General features: G+C 67.7%; 16 protein-coding genes and 1 pseudogene. 12 read left to right on the top strand and 5 right to left on the bottom strand.

The window, feature by feature from the left end; genetic code table 11:
- The first annotated feature begins 3 nt into the window (after positions 1 to 3).
- The 5 genes from hsaD to ACWEKR_RS22220 are packed head-to-tail and all read left to right on the top strand — an operon-like array spanning position 4 to position 3,108.
- Entirely contained in the window at positions 4 to 882 is an 879-nt protein-coding gene (gene hsaD, locus ACWEKR_RS22240; RefSeq protein WP_452356081.1) for a 4,5:9,10-diseco-3-hydroxy-5,9,17-trioxoandrosta-1(10),2-diene-4-oate hydrolase, read from the top strand.
- A complete protein-coding gene (hsaC, locus tag ACWEKR_RS22235; protein ID WP_452356080.1) occupies positions 882 to 1,787 on the top strand; it encodes an iron-dependent extradiol dioxygenase HsaC in 906 nt (301 codons plus the stop codon). Before hsaD ends, hsaC begins: the two co-directional genes overlap by 1 nt.
- 20 nt (positions 1,788 to 1,807) lie before the next feature.
- Complete coding sequence (gene hsaB / locus ACWEKR_RS22230) at positions 1,808 to 2,380, top strand: 3-hydroxy-9,10-secoandrosta-1,3,5(10)-triene-9,17-dione monooxygenase reductase subunit (RefSeq protein ID WP_195088495.1); 573 nt, start codon at positions 1,808 to 1,810, stop codon at positions 2,378 to 2,380.
- Positions 2,381 to 2,431: 51 nt separating this feature from the next.
- On the top strand, positions 2,432 to 2,707 hold the full coding sequence (locus tag ACWEKR_RS22225) for a type II toxin-antitoxin system Phd/YefM family antitoxin (protein ID WP_195088497.1): 276 nt from the start codon (positions 2,432 to 2,434) through the stop codon (positions 2,705 to 2,707).
- Complete coding sequence (locus ACWEKR_RS22220; protein WP_452356079.1) at positions 2,689 to 3,108, top strand: hypothetical protein; 420 nt, start codon at positions 2,689 to 2,691, stop codon at positions 3,106 to 3,108. The genes ACWEKR_RS22225 and ACWEKR_RS22220 overlap by 19 nt, the downstream gene beginning before the upstream one ends.
- Before the next feature lie 88 nt (positions 3,109 to 3,196).
- On the opposite strand, the pseudogene ACWEKR_RS22215 reads toward ACWEKR_RS22220, so the two are convergent.
- A pseudogene (locus ACWEKR_RS22215) lies at positions 3,197 to 3,295 on the bottom strand (3-hydroxyacyl-CoA dehydrogenase); the annotation flags it as partial.
- A gap of 100 nt (positions 3,296 to 3,395) precedes the next feature.
- Between ACWEKR_RS22215 and ACWEKR_RS22210 the strand changes: the two are divergent.
- The 3 genes from ACWEKR_RS22210 (at position 3,396) to ACWEKR_RS22200 (ending at position 6,322) form a co-directional block, all read left to right on the top strand.
- Positions 3,396 to 3,953 (top strand): YdeI/OmpD-associated family protein, encoded by a 558-nt coding sequence (locus ACWEKR_RS22210; RefSeq protein ID WP_452356078.1) that lies wholly within the window; start codon positions 3,396 to 3,398, stop codon positions 3,951 to 3,953.
- A 111-nt stretch (positions 3,954 to 4,064) separates the two neighbouring features.
- A complete protein-coding gene (locus tag ACWEKR_RS22205) occupies positions 4,065 to 4,910 on the top strand; it encodes an ATP-grasp domain-containing protein (RefSeq protein ID WP_452356077.1) in 846 nt (281 codons plus the stop codon).
- 272 nt (positions 4,911 to 5,182) lie between these two features.
- Positions 5,183 to 6,322: a baeRF10 domain-containing protein gene (locus ACWEKR_RS22200; RefSeq protein ID WP_452356076.1), complete on the top strand. Its 1,140-nt coding sequence runs from the start codon at positions 5,183 to 5,185 to the stop codon at positions 6,320 to 6,322.
- Positions 6,323 to 6,524: 202 nt separating this feature from the next.
- On the opposite strand, the gene dmpG is transcribed toward ACWEKR_RS22200, so the two are convergent.
- From dmpG to ACWEKR_RS22180, 4 genes are read right to left on the bottom strand one after another with little or no spacing between them, the layout of a single operon-like run.
- Positions 6,525 to 7,562 carry a 4-hydroxy-2-oxovalerate aldolase gene (gene dmpG, locus ACWEKR_RS22195; protein WP_195088505.1) on the bottom strand — a complete coding sequence of 346 codons (1,038 nt, stop codon included), beginning with the start codon at positions 7,560 to 7,562 and terminating at the stop codon, positions 6,525 to 6,527.
- Positions 7,563 to 7,574: 12 nt separating this feature from the next.
- A complete protein-coding gene (locus tag ACWEKR_RS22190) occupies positions 7,575 to 8,483 on the bottom strand; it encodes an acetaldehyde dehydrogenase (acetylating) (protein WP_063022250.1) in 909 nt (302 codons plus the stop codon).
- Between the two features lie 10 nt (positions 8,484 to 8,493).
- The gene (locus tag ACWEKR_RS22185; RefSeq protein WP_452356075.1) at positions 8,494 to 9,279 is read right to left on the bottom strand and encodes a 2-keto-4-pentenoate hydratase; all 786 of its coding nucleotides are present in this window, start codon (positions 9,277 to 9,279) and stop codon (positions 8,494 to 8,496) included.
- Between the two features lies 1 nt (position 9,280).
- Entirely contained in the window at positions 9,281 to 10,906 is a 1,626-nt protein-coding gene (locus ACWEKR_RS22180) for an FAD-binding protein (RefSeq protein WP_452356074.1), read from the bottom strand.
- A gap of 105 nt (positions 10,907 to 11,011) precedes the next feature.
- Between ACWEKR_RS22180 and kstD the strand changes: the two genes are divergently transcribed.
- The 4 genes from kstD (at position 11,012) to ACWEKR_RS22160 (ending at position 15,657) form a co-directional block, all read left to right on the top strand.
- Positions 11,012 to 12,721 carry a 3-oxosteroid 1-dehydrogenase gene (gene kstD, locus ACWEKR_RS22175; protein WP_452356073.1) on the top strand — a complete coding sequence of 570 codons (1,710 nt, stop codon included), beginning with the start codon at positions 11,012 to 11,014 and terminating at the stop codon, positions 12,719 to 12,721.
- 219 nt (positions 12,722 to 12,940) lie between these two features.
- Positions 12,941 to 13,807 carry a MaoC/PaaZ C-terminal domain-containing protein gene (locus ACWEKR_RS22170; RefSeq protein ID WP_452356072.1) on the top strand — a complete coding sequence of 289 codons (867 nt, stop codon included), beginning with the start codon at positions 12,941 to 12,943 and terminating at the stop codon, positions 13,805 to 13,807.
- A gap of 625 nt (positions 13,808 to 14,432) precedes the next feature.
- A complete protein-coding gene (locus tag ACWEKR_RS22165) occupies positions 14,433 to 15,200 on the top strand; it encodes a hypothetical protein (protein ID WP_452356071.1) in 768 nt (255 codons plus the stop codon).
- Positions 15,184 to 15,657 (top strand): NUDIX domain-containing protein, encoded by a 474-nt coding sequence (locus tag ACWEKR_RS22160; protein WP_452356070.1) that lies wholly within the window; start codon positions 15,184 to 15,186, stop codon positions 15,655 to 15,657. Before ACWEKR_RS22165 ends, ACWEKR_RS22160 begins: the two co-directional genes overlap by 17 nt.
- Positions 15,658 to 15,687: the final 30 nt, after the last annotated feature.

Here is a 15,687-nt window from a genome sequence, read left to right as displayed (position 1 = left end):
CCCGTGACCTCGACCGCGGAACTCACCGCCGAATCGACCTCGCGTTACGCCCAGGTGCGGCCCGACCTGCGGCTGCACTACCACGAGGCGGGCGTCGGAAACGGGCCGACAATCGTCCTGCTGCACGGCGGCGGACCGGGCGCGTCCTCATGGTCGAACTTCGCGCGCAACATCCCGGTGCTGGCCGAGCACTTCCACGTGCTCGCGGTGGATCAGCCGGGCTACGGCCGCTCGGACAAGCCCACCGAGCACCCGCAATATTTCGTGCACAGCGCCTCGGCGCTGAAGGACCTGCTCGACCACCTGGAGATCACCTCCCGGGTGCACCTGCTGGGCAACTCGCTCGGCGGCGGCGCGGCCGTCCGGTTCGCGCTGGACTACCCGGATCGCGCCGGGAAGCTGATCCTGATGGGCCCGGGCGGACTGAGCACCAACCTGTTCGCGCCCGACCCGACCGAGGGCGTCAAACTGCTCTCCAAGTTCAACTACGAGCCCACCAGGGAGAACCTGGCGGCGTTCCTGCGCATCATGGTCTTCGACCAGTCGTTGGTCACTGACGAGCTGATCGACGAGCGGTTCGCTTCCGCGAGCACGCCCGAGGCGCTGGCCGCGACCCGGGCGATGGGCAAGTCGTTCGCGAGCGCGGACTTCGAGAAGGGCATGCTCTGGCGCGACGCCTACAAGCTGCGTCAGCCGGTACTGCTGATCTGGGGCCGCGAGGACCGGGTCAACCCGCTCGACGGCGCCCTGGTGGCGACCAAGCTGATCCCGCGCGCGCAGTTGCACGTCTTCGGTGGATGTGGACACTGGGCGCAGCTGGAGAAGTTCCACGAATTCAACCGGCTCGCGATCGATTTCCTCGCGGGCGTCAAGGAGAAGTGATGGGCATCCGATCACTGGGATATCTGCGTATCGAGGCGACCGACATGGCCGCCTGGCGGGAGTACGGGCTCAAAGTCCTCGGCATGGTCGAGGGCAAGGGCACCGATCCCGAAGCGCTGTACTTGCGCATGGACGAGTTCCCGGCCCGGCTCGTGATCGTCCCCGGCGAGCAGGACCGGCTCCAGATCTCGGGCTGGGAAACCGCGAACGCCGAAGAACTACAGGACATTCGCAACCGGTTGGACGCGGCGGGCGTGCCCTTCAAGGAGGGCACCGCCGCCGAACTGGCCGATCGCCGGGTGTACGAGCTGATCCGGTTCGACGACCCCTCCGGCAACACGCTCGAGGCGTTCCACGGTGTGGCACTGGAGCATCGCCGGGTGGTCAGCCCGTACGGGCACAAGTTCGTCACCGAGGAGCAAGGGCTCGGCCACGTGGTGCTCTCCACCAAGGACGACAAGGCGGCGCTGGAGTTCTACCGCGACGTGCTCGGCTTCCGGTTGCGCGACTCGATGCGGCTGCCACCGCAGATGGTCGGCCGTCCCGCCGACGGCGAGCCCGCGTGGCTGCGGTTCTTCGGCTGCAATCCGCGCCACCACTCGCTGGCATTCCTGCCCATGCCGACGCCCAGCGGCATCGTGCACCTGATGATCGAGGTGGAGAACGCCGACGACGTCGGGCTGGCCCTGGACCGCGCGCTGCGCAAGAAGGTCAAGATGTCGGCGACGCTGGGACGGCACGTCAACGACAAGATGCTCTCCTTCTACATGAAGACGCCGGGTGGATTCGACGTCGAATTCGGTTGTGAGGGGCTGGAAGTCGACGACCACGATTGGATCGCGCGGGAATCCACCGCGGTGAGCCTGTGGGGGCACGACTTCACCGTCGGACAACGGCAGCAGTGACCGAGAGGGCGAGCGAAACGATGACCGCGGACGGATCCGAGATCGATCCACGGCAGTTCCGGAACGTGCTGGGGCAGTTCTGCACCGGCATCACCGTGATCACCACCTTCGATGATGACGGGGCGCCGATCGGCTTCGCGTGCCAGTCCTTCGCCGCCCTCTCCCTCGAACCGCCACTGGTGCTGTTCTGTCCCACCAAGGCGTCCCGATCCTGGGCGGCCATCGAGAAGTCCGGGCGCTTCTGCGTGAACGTTCTCGCCGAACAGCAGCGCGAGCTGTGCGCCCGCTTCGGCTCCCGCGAACCCGACAAGTTCGCCGGTGCCGCCTGGCACACCTCCGACCAGGAACTCCCCGTCCTGGACGAGGCGCTGGCCACCATTCAATGCACCGTCGACAGCGTCGTCGACGGCGGCGACCACTACATCGTCATCGGCCGGGTCGAGACCCTCTCCGAGACCACGACCACCGGCCGCCCGCTGCTGTTCTACCGCGGCCAATACACCGCCATCGAACCGGAGAAGACCACCCCGGCCCCCTGGCGCGCCGACCTGGAGCACTTCCTCACCACAACCACCCTGGACACCTGGTTGTAGCGGTGCGAGCAGCGCGTAGCTCTGCGCGCTACAGCGGGCTACAATAGCGCCATGAAGGTGATCACGCAGCGCGAGTTCCGCAACCACTCAGCGGCGGTCATGGATGCGGTCGAGGCCGGGGAGACCTTCCGCGTAACCCGAAACGGGGTCGAAGTCGCCGAAGTGCGGCCGGTCAGCCGCAAGCGCCGCCTGCCGACGGAAGAACTCGTTGAACGGCACCGCAAACTCCCGCGTGTCGACTTCGCCCGCATGCGGCAAGAGGCCGACGAATTCTTCGGAACGGAAGATCGAGTCGGCGACGACGATGCATGGGGATCGCGTTCATGACCGAGCGGCATGCATCAGGCGTATTGGCCACCTGCGCCTACATCGACCTGGGCACGCTGGATCCCGCTTCTTTGCCGGAGTTGTGTGAGATAACGGCGATCACGTTAGCCGAATTGCACCAAGGCGTCGCCATGGCGAAGGACACTGTCACCCGAGCCGCACGATCCGAGCAACTCGGTGCCGCCATCGTGGATTTCGACCCGTTGCCCTTCGACGAGGACGCCGCGACACGCTACGGCACCCTGGTAGCACTCACCCTGGCGGCGAAGCGCGACCCGCGGCCCCGCCGGATGGATTTGCTCATCGCGGCAATCGCATCAGCACGCGGGCTACCGCTGTACACCCGTAACAGCGCGGATTTCCGCGGGCTGGAAAGCATGCTCGAGATCGTCGCGGTGTAGCGCATGAAGTGCTCGACCTCGATCAGCCGCCTTTGCTCCACGAGTGGTGTATGAGCGCGGCGAAACCCGAACTCACCGCGCTCGCCGGTCAGTACTTGTAGAAGTTCTCGCCGGTGGCGAGGCCGAGCTTGCCCTTATCGATGTAGTTCTCCTTCAACCACCGGGCCGGCCGTTGGGCGTCCTCATCCTCGTTGCTGACGCTTGCTACCGACAAGAAGTGCTCAGTTGATGAGCACTTTGGGACGGAGGATGGGGCAAGAAGACGGCATCGCATCTCGGGAGGCACCGTGGATCAGAAAACAGGAATCCTCACATGCGCCGACGTCGCGCAGTGGGAGGAGTGGCTCGCCGCCAATCACGGCCGCGCGGCCGACGTGTGGTTGAAGATCGCGAAGAAGGGCGCGGCAGGCAGGACGATCAGCAACGGTGAGGCGCTCGACGGCGCACTCTGCTTCGGGTGGATCGACAGCCACCGCCGCGGTCTCGACGCCGACCACTACCTGCAGCGGTACTCGCCGCGCCGGCCGGAGAGTCCGTGGTCGCAGATCAACGTCGACAAAGCCGAAACGCTGATCGCGGCGGGCCGCATGCGTACACCGGGCCTCGCGGCGATCGCCGCCGCCCGCTCCGACGGCCGCTGGCAGGCCGCCTACGCGCCTCAGCGCACCGCTACCTGTCCCGACGATTTGACCGCCGCCCTCAGCGAAAGTCGCCGCGCGCGAGACGCTTTCAATCAGCTCGACCGCACCGCGCGGTACGCGCTGTTGCTGCGACTGATGAAGTCGCGGAAGCCTGCCGAGCGCGCCACCCAACTGCGCCGCATCGTCGCGGAGTTGAGCGGATAACTGTCTCGGTCGAGGGCAGGTGACTCAACGGCACCGTGGCCACGATGATCTCGCCGCGACGCGCGTGGAAATCGGTGGGGAATCGCGCGGCCGACCGCGATGATATGGGCTGTGCTGCTGCTTGTGCCCGCCGATGTGCTTCGCCCCCACAGTGTCGACGACCATTTCGCCGCGGAAGCGGATGCGGCGCGCGACGCCGGGCTCGAAGTCGCTGTGGTCGATCACGACGCGCTGACCCGCACCGGCGGCGCGGACGGGGCCGTTCGCCGTGTTCGCGCGGGCGGCACGGCTGTCTATCGCGGCTGGATGCTGCGTAGTGATCAGTACGCCGCGTTCGACCGGAGTTTGCGGCAGCGGGGCGTCACGCTACGCACCGACGCGGAACAGTACCGGCGCGCTCACGAGTTGCCAGGGTGGTATCCCGCACTGGCCGGGATGACTCCGCGATCGGTGTGGACCACCGGAAAGGACCGCGCCGCATTCGATCACGCATGTCAGGAACTGGGGACGGGTCCCGCCGTCCTGCGCGACTACACGAAGTCGATGAAGCACCACTGGCACGAAGCGGCGTTCATCCCGGACGTCACGGATGCGGATGCGGCCTGGCGCGTGGCGAACAGATTCCACGAACTTCGTGGCGATGACCTGACCGGTGGTTTCGTCCTGCGCCGCTTCGAGCGTTTCCGGTCGCCCGAAGTCCGCACCTGGTGGGTGGACGGCAAGTGCCGGTTGGTCGGCCCGCACCCGGACACTCCCGACGAACTGCCCGGCGTCGAATTCGATCCGGGCGCCGCCGAGCATGCCATCGCCGCACTCGGCCTTCGCTTCGTCACGGCCGACTTCGTGCTGCGCGAGGACCGGGTCTGGCGTCTCGTCGAACTCGGTGACGGCCAGGTCAGCGACCGCCCCCGGACGATCCCGCCCGAGGAGCTGATCACCGCGCTCCGCACTGGTTGACAGAAAGCCGGCACATCGACCGCCACTTGTCCGCGGTCCCCTTCGCCGACAATCGCCACCCGCTCCCGGCCCAAGCGGGTGAACGCACGCCCCGGCACTGGACCCAGTAGGTCGAGGCGCGTCCACCAGGACAGGGAGAACAATCAGGTCGAGCGAGTCGTCCGGGCGGACGGAGGCAACCGCGCCGAACTCGACACCGTGGTGTACGAAGCGCCGCAGACCAAGGCCCGCGCGAACACGGTGGACGCGAACCACGGTGGAAGCGAGGAGCGATGATCACAGCCGAGACGATCGGACGGATACGCCGGATGCAAGGTGACGGCATTCCCGTCGTATCGATGTACGCGCACGTTCCGGTGGATCCGGGCGAACGCTCGGGGCTGGTGAGCCGGGTGAACAGCATGGCGGACGAGGTCAACCCGATGGTGAAGGACAAGTCGTCCGACCACGAAGCCAGGCTGTCGGTCCGCGACGACCTGGACCGCATGCGCGAGACCGTCCGGTCGGACATCTGGCAGCCCGGCGCGGTCGCGATGTTCGCCTGCGGCGGCAAGAACATGTTCGAGGCGGTGCAACTCCCGCACGCCGTCCACGACCGCGTCGTGGTGGACGCGGTGGCCTGGACCCGGCCGCTGCTGGCCGTGCTGGAGGAATACGCCCGCTGCTGCGTGGCGGTGGTGGACCGGGCGAGCGCGGCGGTGTGGGAGCTGTTCGCCGACGAGATCGAGGAGGCGCGCCAGATCCGGGATCCCGCGCTGCGCGATTCCAACTACGCGGCGAACCGGCAAGAGAACAAGGTGCACCACAAGGCCGAGGAGCTGCTCAAGAAGCATTACCGGCACACGGCGGCCGAAATCGCCGAGATGTTCGCCGAGGACGACTACGACCTGCTCGCCGTGGGCGGCCATCGCGACGAGATACCGCACTTCGTGGACACCCTGCCGCGCGAACTCCGGGAGCGTGTCGCGGGCACGTTCACCATCGACACCGGCTCGGCGACGGTCGGTGAGGTGAAACAGAACGCGACCGAGATCGTGACGCACTACGAGCGGGATATCGATGTCCGCCGGGTAGGCGAGGTGCTGGAGCGGATCGCCACCGGCAACCCGGCCGTCGTGGACGTCGCGAACTGCCTGCGGGCCGCCACCGCCAAGGCGGTGGACACCCTGCTGATCCAGGACGGCGCGATGGTCCACGGGGTGGTCTGCGACAGCTGCGGCTGGCTGGGCCTGTCCGGCGACGAGTGCCCGGTCTCGGGCGACCGGCCCCGCCCGACCGAGGACATCCTGGACGAACTCGCCCAGAGCGTCATCGACGAGAGCGGCTCCGTCCGGCACGTCAAGGCCGACACCGAACTGAAGGAACACCAGGCCGCGGCGCTACTGCGCTTCCCGCTCCCGTCGTTGCCGTAGACGCGAGATTGTGCACAGTCGTCCACAGCCGCGCCTGTGCGACTATCCAGAACCCGCACACTCGACACCGCGGCCGTCACGGGACTCCGCCGATCCGCCAGGGGCGGTGCGTGTTCCGCGACCACGGGCCGGACCGGCCGGAACCCTCGAGACCCCGGCCGGAGCCCGCCCTGGACCGGGCGCGTCACCCTTCGGCCGCCGGTCAGGCGGAGACGGTCGCCTTCTCCCGCTGCAACTCCAGCGCGATGTCGATGAGCTGGTCTTCCTGGCCGCCGACGAGTTTGCGCTTGCCCGCGCGGACCAGCATCTCGGCGGCCGAGACGCCGTAGCGCTCGGCTTGGCGTTCGGCGTGCTTGAGGAAACTGGAATACACGCCCGCGTAGCCCATCATCAGGGCCTGGCGGTCGAGCAGGCATTCCTGCGGCATCGCCGGGCGGACGACGTCTTCGGCGGCGTCGGCGATGGCGAAGAAATCGATGCCCGTCCGCACGCCCAGCTTGTCGCACACACCGACCAACGCCTCGACGGGCGTGTTGCCCGCGCCGGCGCCGAAACGCCGTGCGCTGCCGTCGATCTGCGTAGCACCCGCGCGGATGGCGTAGACCGAGTTGGCGACGGCCAAGTCGAGGTTCTCGTGCCCGTGGAAGCCGACCTGCGCGTCGTCGCCGAGTTCGGCCACCAGTGCCGCGACCCGATCGGAGACTTGTTCCAGCACCAGCGCGCCGGCCGAGTCGACGATGTAGACGCACTGGCAGCCCGCGTCCGCCATGATGCGCGCCTGCTTGGCCAGCACCTCCGGCGGCTGGGTGTGCGACATCATCAGGAATCCGACCGTCTCCAGCCCGAGTTCCCGTGCGAGACCGAAGTGCTGGATCGACACGTCGGCCTCGGTGCAGTGCGTCGCGATGCGGCAGATCGACGCACCGTTGTCCTGCGAGATCTTGATGTCTTCCTTCACCCCGACGCCGGGCAGCATGAGCACGGCGATCTTCGCCCGCTTGGCCGTCTCGGCCGCGATGGTGACCAGTTCCTGCTCGGGGGTCTTGGAGAAGCCGTAGTTGAACGACGAGCCGCCGAGGCCGTCGCCGTGGGTGACCTCGATCACCGGCACGCCCGCGCCGTCGAGCGCGGCCACGATATCGCGCACCTCGGTGGCGGTGAACTGGTGGCGCTTGTGGTGGGATCCGTCGCGCAGCGAGGTGTCGGTGACGCGGATGTCGAGTTCTGCTGAGTAGGCCATGACGAAAGCTCCTTACACCCGGGCCGTGACGATCTGTTCGGCGATGACCTCGCCGACCTGTGTCGCGGCGGCGGTCATGATGTCGAGGTTGCCCGCGTACGGGGGCAGGAAGTCGCCCGCGCCCTCCACCTCGACGAACACCGACACCTTGGCCATGCCGCCGGAAACCACCGAGGGCTCGTCGAACTGCGGCTCGTTGAGCAGCCGGTAGCCGGGGACGTATTGCTGGATGTCGGCGACCATCCGGTGGATGGAGTCGGCGATCGCGTCGGTGTCGGCGTCGTCGGGGATGGCGCAGAAGATCGTGTCGCGCATGATCATCGGCGGCTCGGCCGGGTTCAGGATGATGATGGCCTTGCCGCGCTGCGCTCCACCGATGGTCTCGACGCCGCGACTGGTGGTCTTGGTGAACTCGTCGATGTTCGCTCGCGTGCCGGGTCCCGCGGAGACCGAGGACACCGACGCGACGATCTCCGCGTACGGCACCGGGACGACCCGCGACACCGCGGCGACGATCGGGATCGTCGCCTGACCGCCGCAGGTGATCATGTTGACGTTCGGCGCGTCGATATTCGCGCCCAGGTTCACCGGCGGCACGACGGCGGGGCCGACGGCGGCAGGGGTGAGGTCGACGGCGCGGATGCCCGCTTCGGCGTAGCGCGGCGCGGCGGCGCGGTGCACGTACGCCGAGGTCGCCTCGAAGATCAGGTCGGGCAGTTCGGACTGCCCGAGCAGCCAGTCCACGCCCTCGTGCGAGGTTTCCAGTCCGAGCCCGCGCGCCCGCTTCAGGCCCTCGCTGTCCGGGTCGATCCCGATCATCCAACGCGGCTGGATCTTCTGCGACCGCAGCAGTTTGTAGAGCAGATCGGTGCTGATGTTGCCGGACCCGACGATCGCGGCGGTGACGGTCCCGTTGGACACGACAGCCTCCCTAGGTGAATTGCAGACGGACGGAGCCGAGTCCGGCGAACTCGGCGTGGAACTCATCGCCCGGACGGGCGTCGATGGCGCGGGTGCACGAGCCGGGCAGCACGATGTCGCCTGCCTTCAACCGGACCCCGAAGCTCGCGACCTTGCGCGCCAGCCAGGCCACCGCGATCACCGGATCACCGAGCACGGCGTCGCTGCGGCCCTCGGCGACCACCTCGCCGTTGCGGGTGAGCACCGCGTCGATGGCCTTGACGTCGATGTCCTTCGGCGCGACGCGCTGGGCGCCGAGCACGAAACCGGCGGAGGACGCGTTGTCGGAGATGGTGTCGGCCAGGCCGATGTTCCAGTCCTTGATCCGCGAGTCGATCAATTCGATCGCGGGCGCGAACGCGACGGTGGCCGCGAGCACGTCCGCTTCGGTGCATTCCGCGCCGGGCAGGTCGGCGCCGAGCACGAACCCGACCTCCACCTCCACCCGGGGGAACAGGTAGCGGCCCGCTTCGACCGGAACGTCTTCGTAGGCTTCCATTTCCGCGAGCAGATGCCCGTAGTCGGGCTCGTCCACGCCCATCATCTGCTGCATGGCCTTCGAGGACAGGCCCACTTTGTGCCCGACCACGCGCGCGCCCGCGTCCAGCCTGCGCCGGATGTTGATCAGCTGGATCTCGTAGGCGTCGACCACGTCGATGTCCGGGTGACGGGCGATCAGCGGATCGATCGCCACCCGGTCGCGCTCCGCGCACTCGAGTTCGTCGGCCAGTTCGGTTCGTACCGCGTCGGACAGCACGCTATTTCCCTTCCACAGTTGCTTTTTCCAGCGCCGAGACCTGCTCGCCCGCGGCGGACCGGCCTGCCCTGCGGCCGGAGAAGATGCAATCGGCCAGCGACAGCCCGCTGACATAGGACTCGGAGCAGACGCCGACCGCGGTGCGCCCGGCGGCGAAGAGCCCCGGGATGTCGGCCCCCTCGGTCGTCTTGACCGCACCGGTGCGCTCGTCCACGACGACGCCGCCGAGGGTGAGCATGGGGCACGGGTTGGTCAGGCTCGGTTTGATGCCCACATCCAACAACCAGAACGGGCCGGTGCGGATCGGTCCGGTGAACTCCGGGGGCTTGCCGACCGGATCGGGGGCGCCGGTCTCGATCGCGGTGTTGTGCGCGTCGACCGTCGCGCGCAGTCCGGCCGGGTCGATGCCCGCCTCGGCGGCGGCTTGCTCCAGCGTCGCGCCGCGAACGGCGGTGCGCCGCATCGTCTCGAACTGCCCGCGCTGAAACCAGGCGCCCTGTTTGCCGATCTGCCCGATGGCGGTGCGCATCAGCGGCTCGTCGGCCAGCAGCCAGCCCTTGCCGCCGTGTTCGGTGATCAGCTTGTTGCCGACCGCGGCGCCGTAGCGCGTCTCGTCGATCACCCGGCGACCTTCGGCGTCCACCAGCAGCGCCCCGGTGAACGCGCTGGGCGGGAGCAGGAATCGCCACGCGGAGACGTTGTCCATGTGGTCCACCGCCGCGCCGACCTGCTGCGCCATCAGGATGCCGCTGCCGTCGTCGGCGGTGGTGCCGAGGGCGAGACCACCCTGGAACGCCGGCGCGTACTGCCGCACCATGTCGCGATTGGCGATGAACCCGCCCGCGCCGAGCACCACCCCACGCCGCGCGAGAACGCGAATCGTGCTGCCGTAGCGACGTTCCAGCGCCTCCAGCCGTTGTTCGAGCGCCCGCCGCAGCGGCGGGTAGTAGATGCCGGGTTTGGCCGCGGCCTTTGCCATGCGGGTGTAGCGGTCCCGGACCCGGCCGGGCGCGTCGCGCAGCGTGTGGCATTCGACGCCGATCACGGCGCCCGCGCCGTCGGTGAGCAGCCGGGTGACTCGGGTGAGGGTCTCCACGCGCACACCCGCCCTGGACGCGGCCGCGGCGAGCGGGCCGGTGAGTTTCTTTCCCGAGGTGCCCCTGCCCTTCACCCGATGCCCGCGCTGGGCGGCCGGGATGTCGCGGAACGCGCCGGAGATCTCGCTGCCGGAGTAGTACAGGTAGTAGCGGTCGTTGGGGTAGGAGGTCTTGTACGGGCACAGCGAGGCTTCGAAGGGGACTCCGTGCGCCTTCAGCCACTCGATCAGTTCCGGGCTCTCGTCGACGAACCGGCGCAGCGTCTCGGGGGCGACCGCGTCGCCGACCTCCCGCTCGAGGTAGGCGTACATGGCCTCGGGGGTGTCCTCGACTCCCGCCTCGCGCTGCACCGACGTGCCGCCGCCCGCGTAGATGATCCCGCCGGACAGCGCCGACGTCCCGCCTCCGGCGAAACGTTCCAGCACGAGCACCTGCGCGCCCGCCGCGGTCGCTTCCAGCGCGGCCGCCGCACCCGCGGCGCCGTATCCGACCACGACAACGTCGGTGGCCAGGTCCCATTCGAGGCCCATGTTCTTAACTCCGGTCTGAAACTGAAACAAGTTTCCTCGACAAACGGAACGTCGAGCAAGTCTTCTGCCACACAACATAGACCAATGGCGCGTCCATTCTATAACGTGTTCTACATGACTGATCGGGAATACGACGTGGTGGTGGTCGGCAGCGGCGCCGCCGGCATGACCGCCGCCCTCACCGCGGCCCACAACGGCCTGAGCGTGGTGGTCATCGAGAAGGCCGCGCACTACGGCGGGTCGACCGCGCGCTCCGGCGGCGGCGTATGGATCCCGGGCAACAAGGCGCTGCGTGCGTCCGGTCGGCCCGACGACCGCGAGGACGCGCGGACCTATCTGCACAGCATCATCGGCGACGTCGTGCCCTCCGAACGGATCGACGCCTTCATCGATCGTGGGGCCGAGGCGATGGACTTCGTGCTCGATCATTCGCCGCTGAAGATGACCTGGGTGCCGGGCTACTCCGACTACCATCCGGAGGCGCCGGGCGGTCGGCCCGAGGGCCGCTCGTGCGAGCCCAAGCCGTTCGACACGAAGATCCTGGGCGAGGAGCGGTTCCACCTGGAGCCGCCGTACGCGAAGGCTCCGCTGAACGTCGTGGTCATGCAGGCCGACTTCGTCCGGCTCAATCTGATCCGGCGTCATCCGAAGGGCATGCTCCGGGCGATGCGCGTGGGCGCGCGCACCTACTGGGCCAAGTTCACCCGCAAACACATCGTCGGCATGGGGCAGGCCATCATCGCGGGCATGCGCAAGGGGCTCATGGACGCGAACGTGCCGCTGTTGCTGAACACCCCGATGACCGACCTCGTCGTGACCGACGGCGTCGTCACCGGCGTCCGTGCGCTGCACGAGGGCGAGCCGGTCACGTTCACCGCCCGCTACGGCGTCGTCCTCGGCAGCGGCGGTTTCGAGCACAACGCGGAGATGCGCACCAAATACCAGCGCCAGCCCATCACCACCGAGTGGACCACCGGCGCGGCCGCCAATACCGGCGACGGCATCCAAGCGGGCATGGCGGCGGGCGCGGCCATCGGTTTCATGGAGGACGCTTGGTGGGGGCCGACCATCTTCAAAGGCGGCAGACCATGGTTCGCGCTGGCCGAACGGAACCTGCCCGGCAGCATCATGGTGAACGCCGACGGGAAGCGATTCGGAAATGAGTCCGCTCCTTACGTCGAGGCAGTGCACACCATGTACGGCGGCGAGTACGGGCAGGGTGAGGGGCCGGGCGAGAACATCCCCGCGTGGCTGGTGTTCGACCAGCGCTACCGGAACCGCTACATCTTCGCCGGACTACAGCCCGGTCAGCGGTTTCCGTCCCGGTGGATGGAAAACGACTTCATCGTCAAGGCCGACAGCATCGCGGAATTGGCAAGCAAGATCGGCGTGCCCGCCGGCGAGCTGGCCGCGACCGTGGCCCGGTTCAACGGCTTCGCCGAGACCGGCAAGGACGAGGACTTCGGCCGCGGCGACAGCCACTACGACCGGTATTACGGCGATCCGACCGTGCGGCCCAATCCGTGCCTGGCCGCGCTGGTGCAGGGCCCGTACTACGCCGCCAAGATCGTGCCGGGCGATCTGGGCACCAAAGGCGGGCTGGTAGCCGACACCGCAGGGCGGGTGCTGCGCGAGGACGGCAGCGCCATCGAGGGGTTGTACGCCTCCGGCAACTGCTCCACACCGGTGATGGGCCACACCTACGCCGGGCCCGGAGCCACCATCGGCCCCGCGATCACCTTCGGATACCTCGCGGTGCTGGACATCGTCAAGCGGAAGAAGGAGCAGCCCGCCACCGCCACCGCGGAAGCGTGAGCAGGGATCGCGGTGCGGGCTACGGCTCGCGGGCGGGACACCGCGATCCATCCCCAGGCCGATGAGCAGCCGTGGAACGATCCCGCGGAGCGGACGACACACTGGCGAGCCGGTGTCCGGACGCGCAGGATCGAACCCGGGCGCTGCCGAGTTCCGGCACGACCGCACGCGCGGCGCGCACGGGCCGGATCGATCCACAATCATGCACAAGGAGAACTGATGCCCATCGACCCGAAGATCGCGCTCGGCGCGCAACTGCCGAGCCGGGAGTTCGCCTGGACCCCCTCGGACGTGCAGCTCTACCAGCTGGGCCTCGGCGCGGGCACGCGCTGGACCGACCCGGCCGAGTTGCGCTACCTCGACGACCGCGAACCGCAGGTGCTGCCGACCTTCGCCACCGTGGCGGCGACGGTGCACGAGACCGAGCCGCCGAAGGTGAGCTTCCCCGGGGTCGAGATCGACTTGGCGAAGGTGGTGCACGGTCACCAGGAGGTCGAAGTGCACCGGCCGATCCCGGCGGCGGGCAAGGCGACCAAGACCAGCCGGATCGCCGAGATCTGGGACAAGGGCTCGGCCGCGGTCATCGTCCAGGAGCACACCGTCACCGGCTCCGACGGAGCGCCGCTGTGGACCGAGCGCTCTTCGATCTTCGCCAAGGGCGAGGGCGGCTTCGGCGGCGAGCGCGGACCGCGCACCAAGGCCGAACTGCCGGATCGCGCACCGGATTTCGACGTCACCACGCCGACGCTGCCGCAGCAGGCGTTGCTCTACCGGATGTCCGGTGATCGCAACCCGCTGCACTCGGACCCCGAATTCGCCCGCGCGGCCGGGTTTCCCGCGCCCATCCTGCACGGGTTGTGCACCTACGGCATCGTCTGCAAGACCGTGACCGATACCGTGCTCGACTCCGACGCGAGCCGCGTCACCGGTTTCCGCGCCCGCTTCGCGGGTGTGCTCTACCCGGGCGAGACGATCCGCACCCGGATCTGGCGCCAGGACGACCAGCTCGTCATCGCCGCGACCGTGGTCGAACGCGACGACGCATCGGTCCTCGGCGACGTCTCGCTACGGTTCCGCCCCGCCTGAGCAGTCTCCCTCGCATGACGGCGCGCCAGATGTGGGTGAGCGCATCCGTAAGGCGTCTTGTGTGGCCGTGGGCTCTTCTCCTGGAAGCATTCCAGCGTTAAGCATCTCGGCCCAGTAGTCGTGTCGAACCCGGTCCCAGAGTCCAGCAAGACGCGGGTAGCGTTCCCGAGCCTCCGACAGATCCGGCCACGGCTTGAACGACACAGTGGAGGTCTCGGTCGTCAGGTGGGCGATACGCGCTACGCGTCCAATCAGCTTCCATTCGACCGATGCTGAGCCATCCGGGGACGTCGTGATGTGCGACGGGTTCGGCTTCATCGCATACCCTCCGGCCGGCCGTCTTCGATCCGGGAACCGGACCACCGGCACGGGCGACCGTCGCTGCGTTCGTGCCGTCCGATCCGGCCGTCTACGACCGGAACGAGGTGGAGACAGAACAGCCGATCGGGGCAACGGACATCGGTCAGTGTTCCCCATCCGTTCGATGGGCCGTCGGCCGTCTTCCACCAGCGGCACCGAGACAACGGCACATGTTTGGCAACGACCCGATCGTCCGATAACAGAGTCACATTCGTCCCGGTGCTTGGTTCTCACCCGGGTACGCGACCTTTGGGAAGATGTGCGTATGACATCTCGGCTCGAGTCCGCGATGCTGAGGGCCGGACTCGACTCAGCAGCGCTGGCAGCACTCGCCAGCGTGGACGTGAAGACCGTCAACCGCTGGCTTGCCGGTCGGGTACCGCACCGCCGAACCAGGATTCGGATAGCTGAAGCACTCCAGGAGACCGAACAGACCCTATGGCCTGCGACGCGACCGGACCTGCAATCCGGCGCACCGGCCACCGCAGAGGTCATCAGCGCATATGCGCACCGGGCAGACATTCCCAGCGATCTATGGATTTCTTTGGTACACAAGGCAACCGAGCGAATTGACATTATCGGGTATGCGTACCCGTTCGTGTTCGAACTGCTGCCGAGGGCAGCCGAGATCATCGCCGCCAAGTGCCGCGCAGGATGCGAGGTCCGGCTAGGCTTCGCCGATCCGGATTGCGCTCACGTCCTGGAACGTGACGCGCTAGAGCAGATGGGCGGGACGCTCCCTGGCCGGATACGTAACGCGCTGTCGATGCTGGGACCACTTGCGGATACCCCTGGCTGCACCGTGGGACGTCACTCGACCCATCTGTATAACTCTGTGTTCCGGTTCGACTCCGAAATGATCGTCACGCCGTACCTGTTCCGGGCCCGTGGCTACCAGCACACGGCGCTGCATCTGCGCCGGTTGTCGCAGCACGGGATATTCGAGTCGTTCGCCGACCAGTTCGAACAGATATGGGGCACTGTCACCCCGTACACAACGACGCAAGGATTCGCCAATGGGCTCACGGCGTGACTACTACCGAGATCCGAACGCGCCACGGCCGAACTCGCTGAAGCCGGGAGCTTCCGCGTTGGTGACCGACGAGCACGGGCGTGTACTGATGCAGCGCCGTGGCGACTCGGGTAACTGGTCTCTGCCCGGTGGAATCATGGAAGTAGGCGAGACTCTGGAGGATTGCGCGGTTCGGGAGACCCGCGAAGAGACCGGACTGGACATAGAGATCACCGGTTTGCTCGGTATCTACACCGATCCTGAGCACGTGATCGAACACGCGGACGGTGAGGTTCGGCAAGAGTTCGCAGTGGTCTACTACGGCAGAGTGACCGGTGGGGAAATCTCCGTGTCCAATGAATCGACCTCTGTCGAATTCCTACGACTCGACGAACTCGAGACGCTGCCCGTGCACGCGACTGTCCGGCTCCGGTTGCAGCACCACGCCGAACAGCGCACGAGTCCGTATCTGGGTTGACCGCGAAACGTGCAGCCGAGAGAGATCGCT

This window comes from Nocardia sp. NPDC004573 (assembly GCF_053602135.1).
Note: the sequence above shows the minus strand (reverse complement) of the source record. Positions and strands in the feature narration are given on the sequence as shown.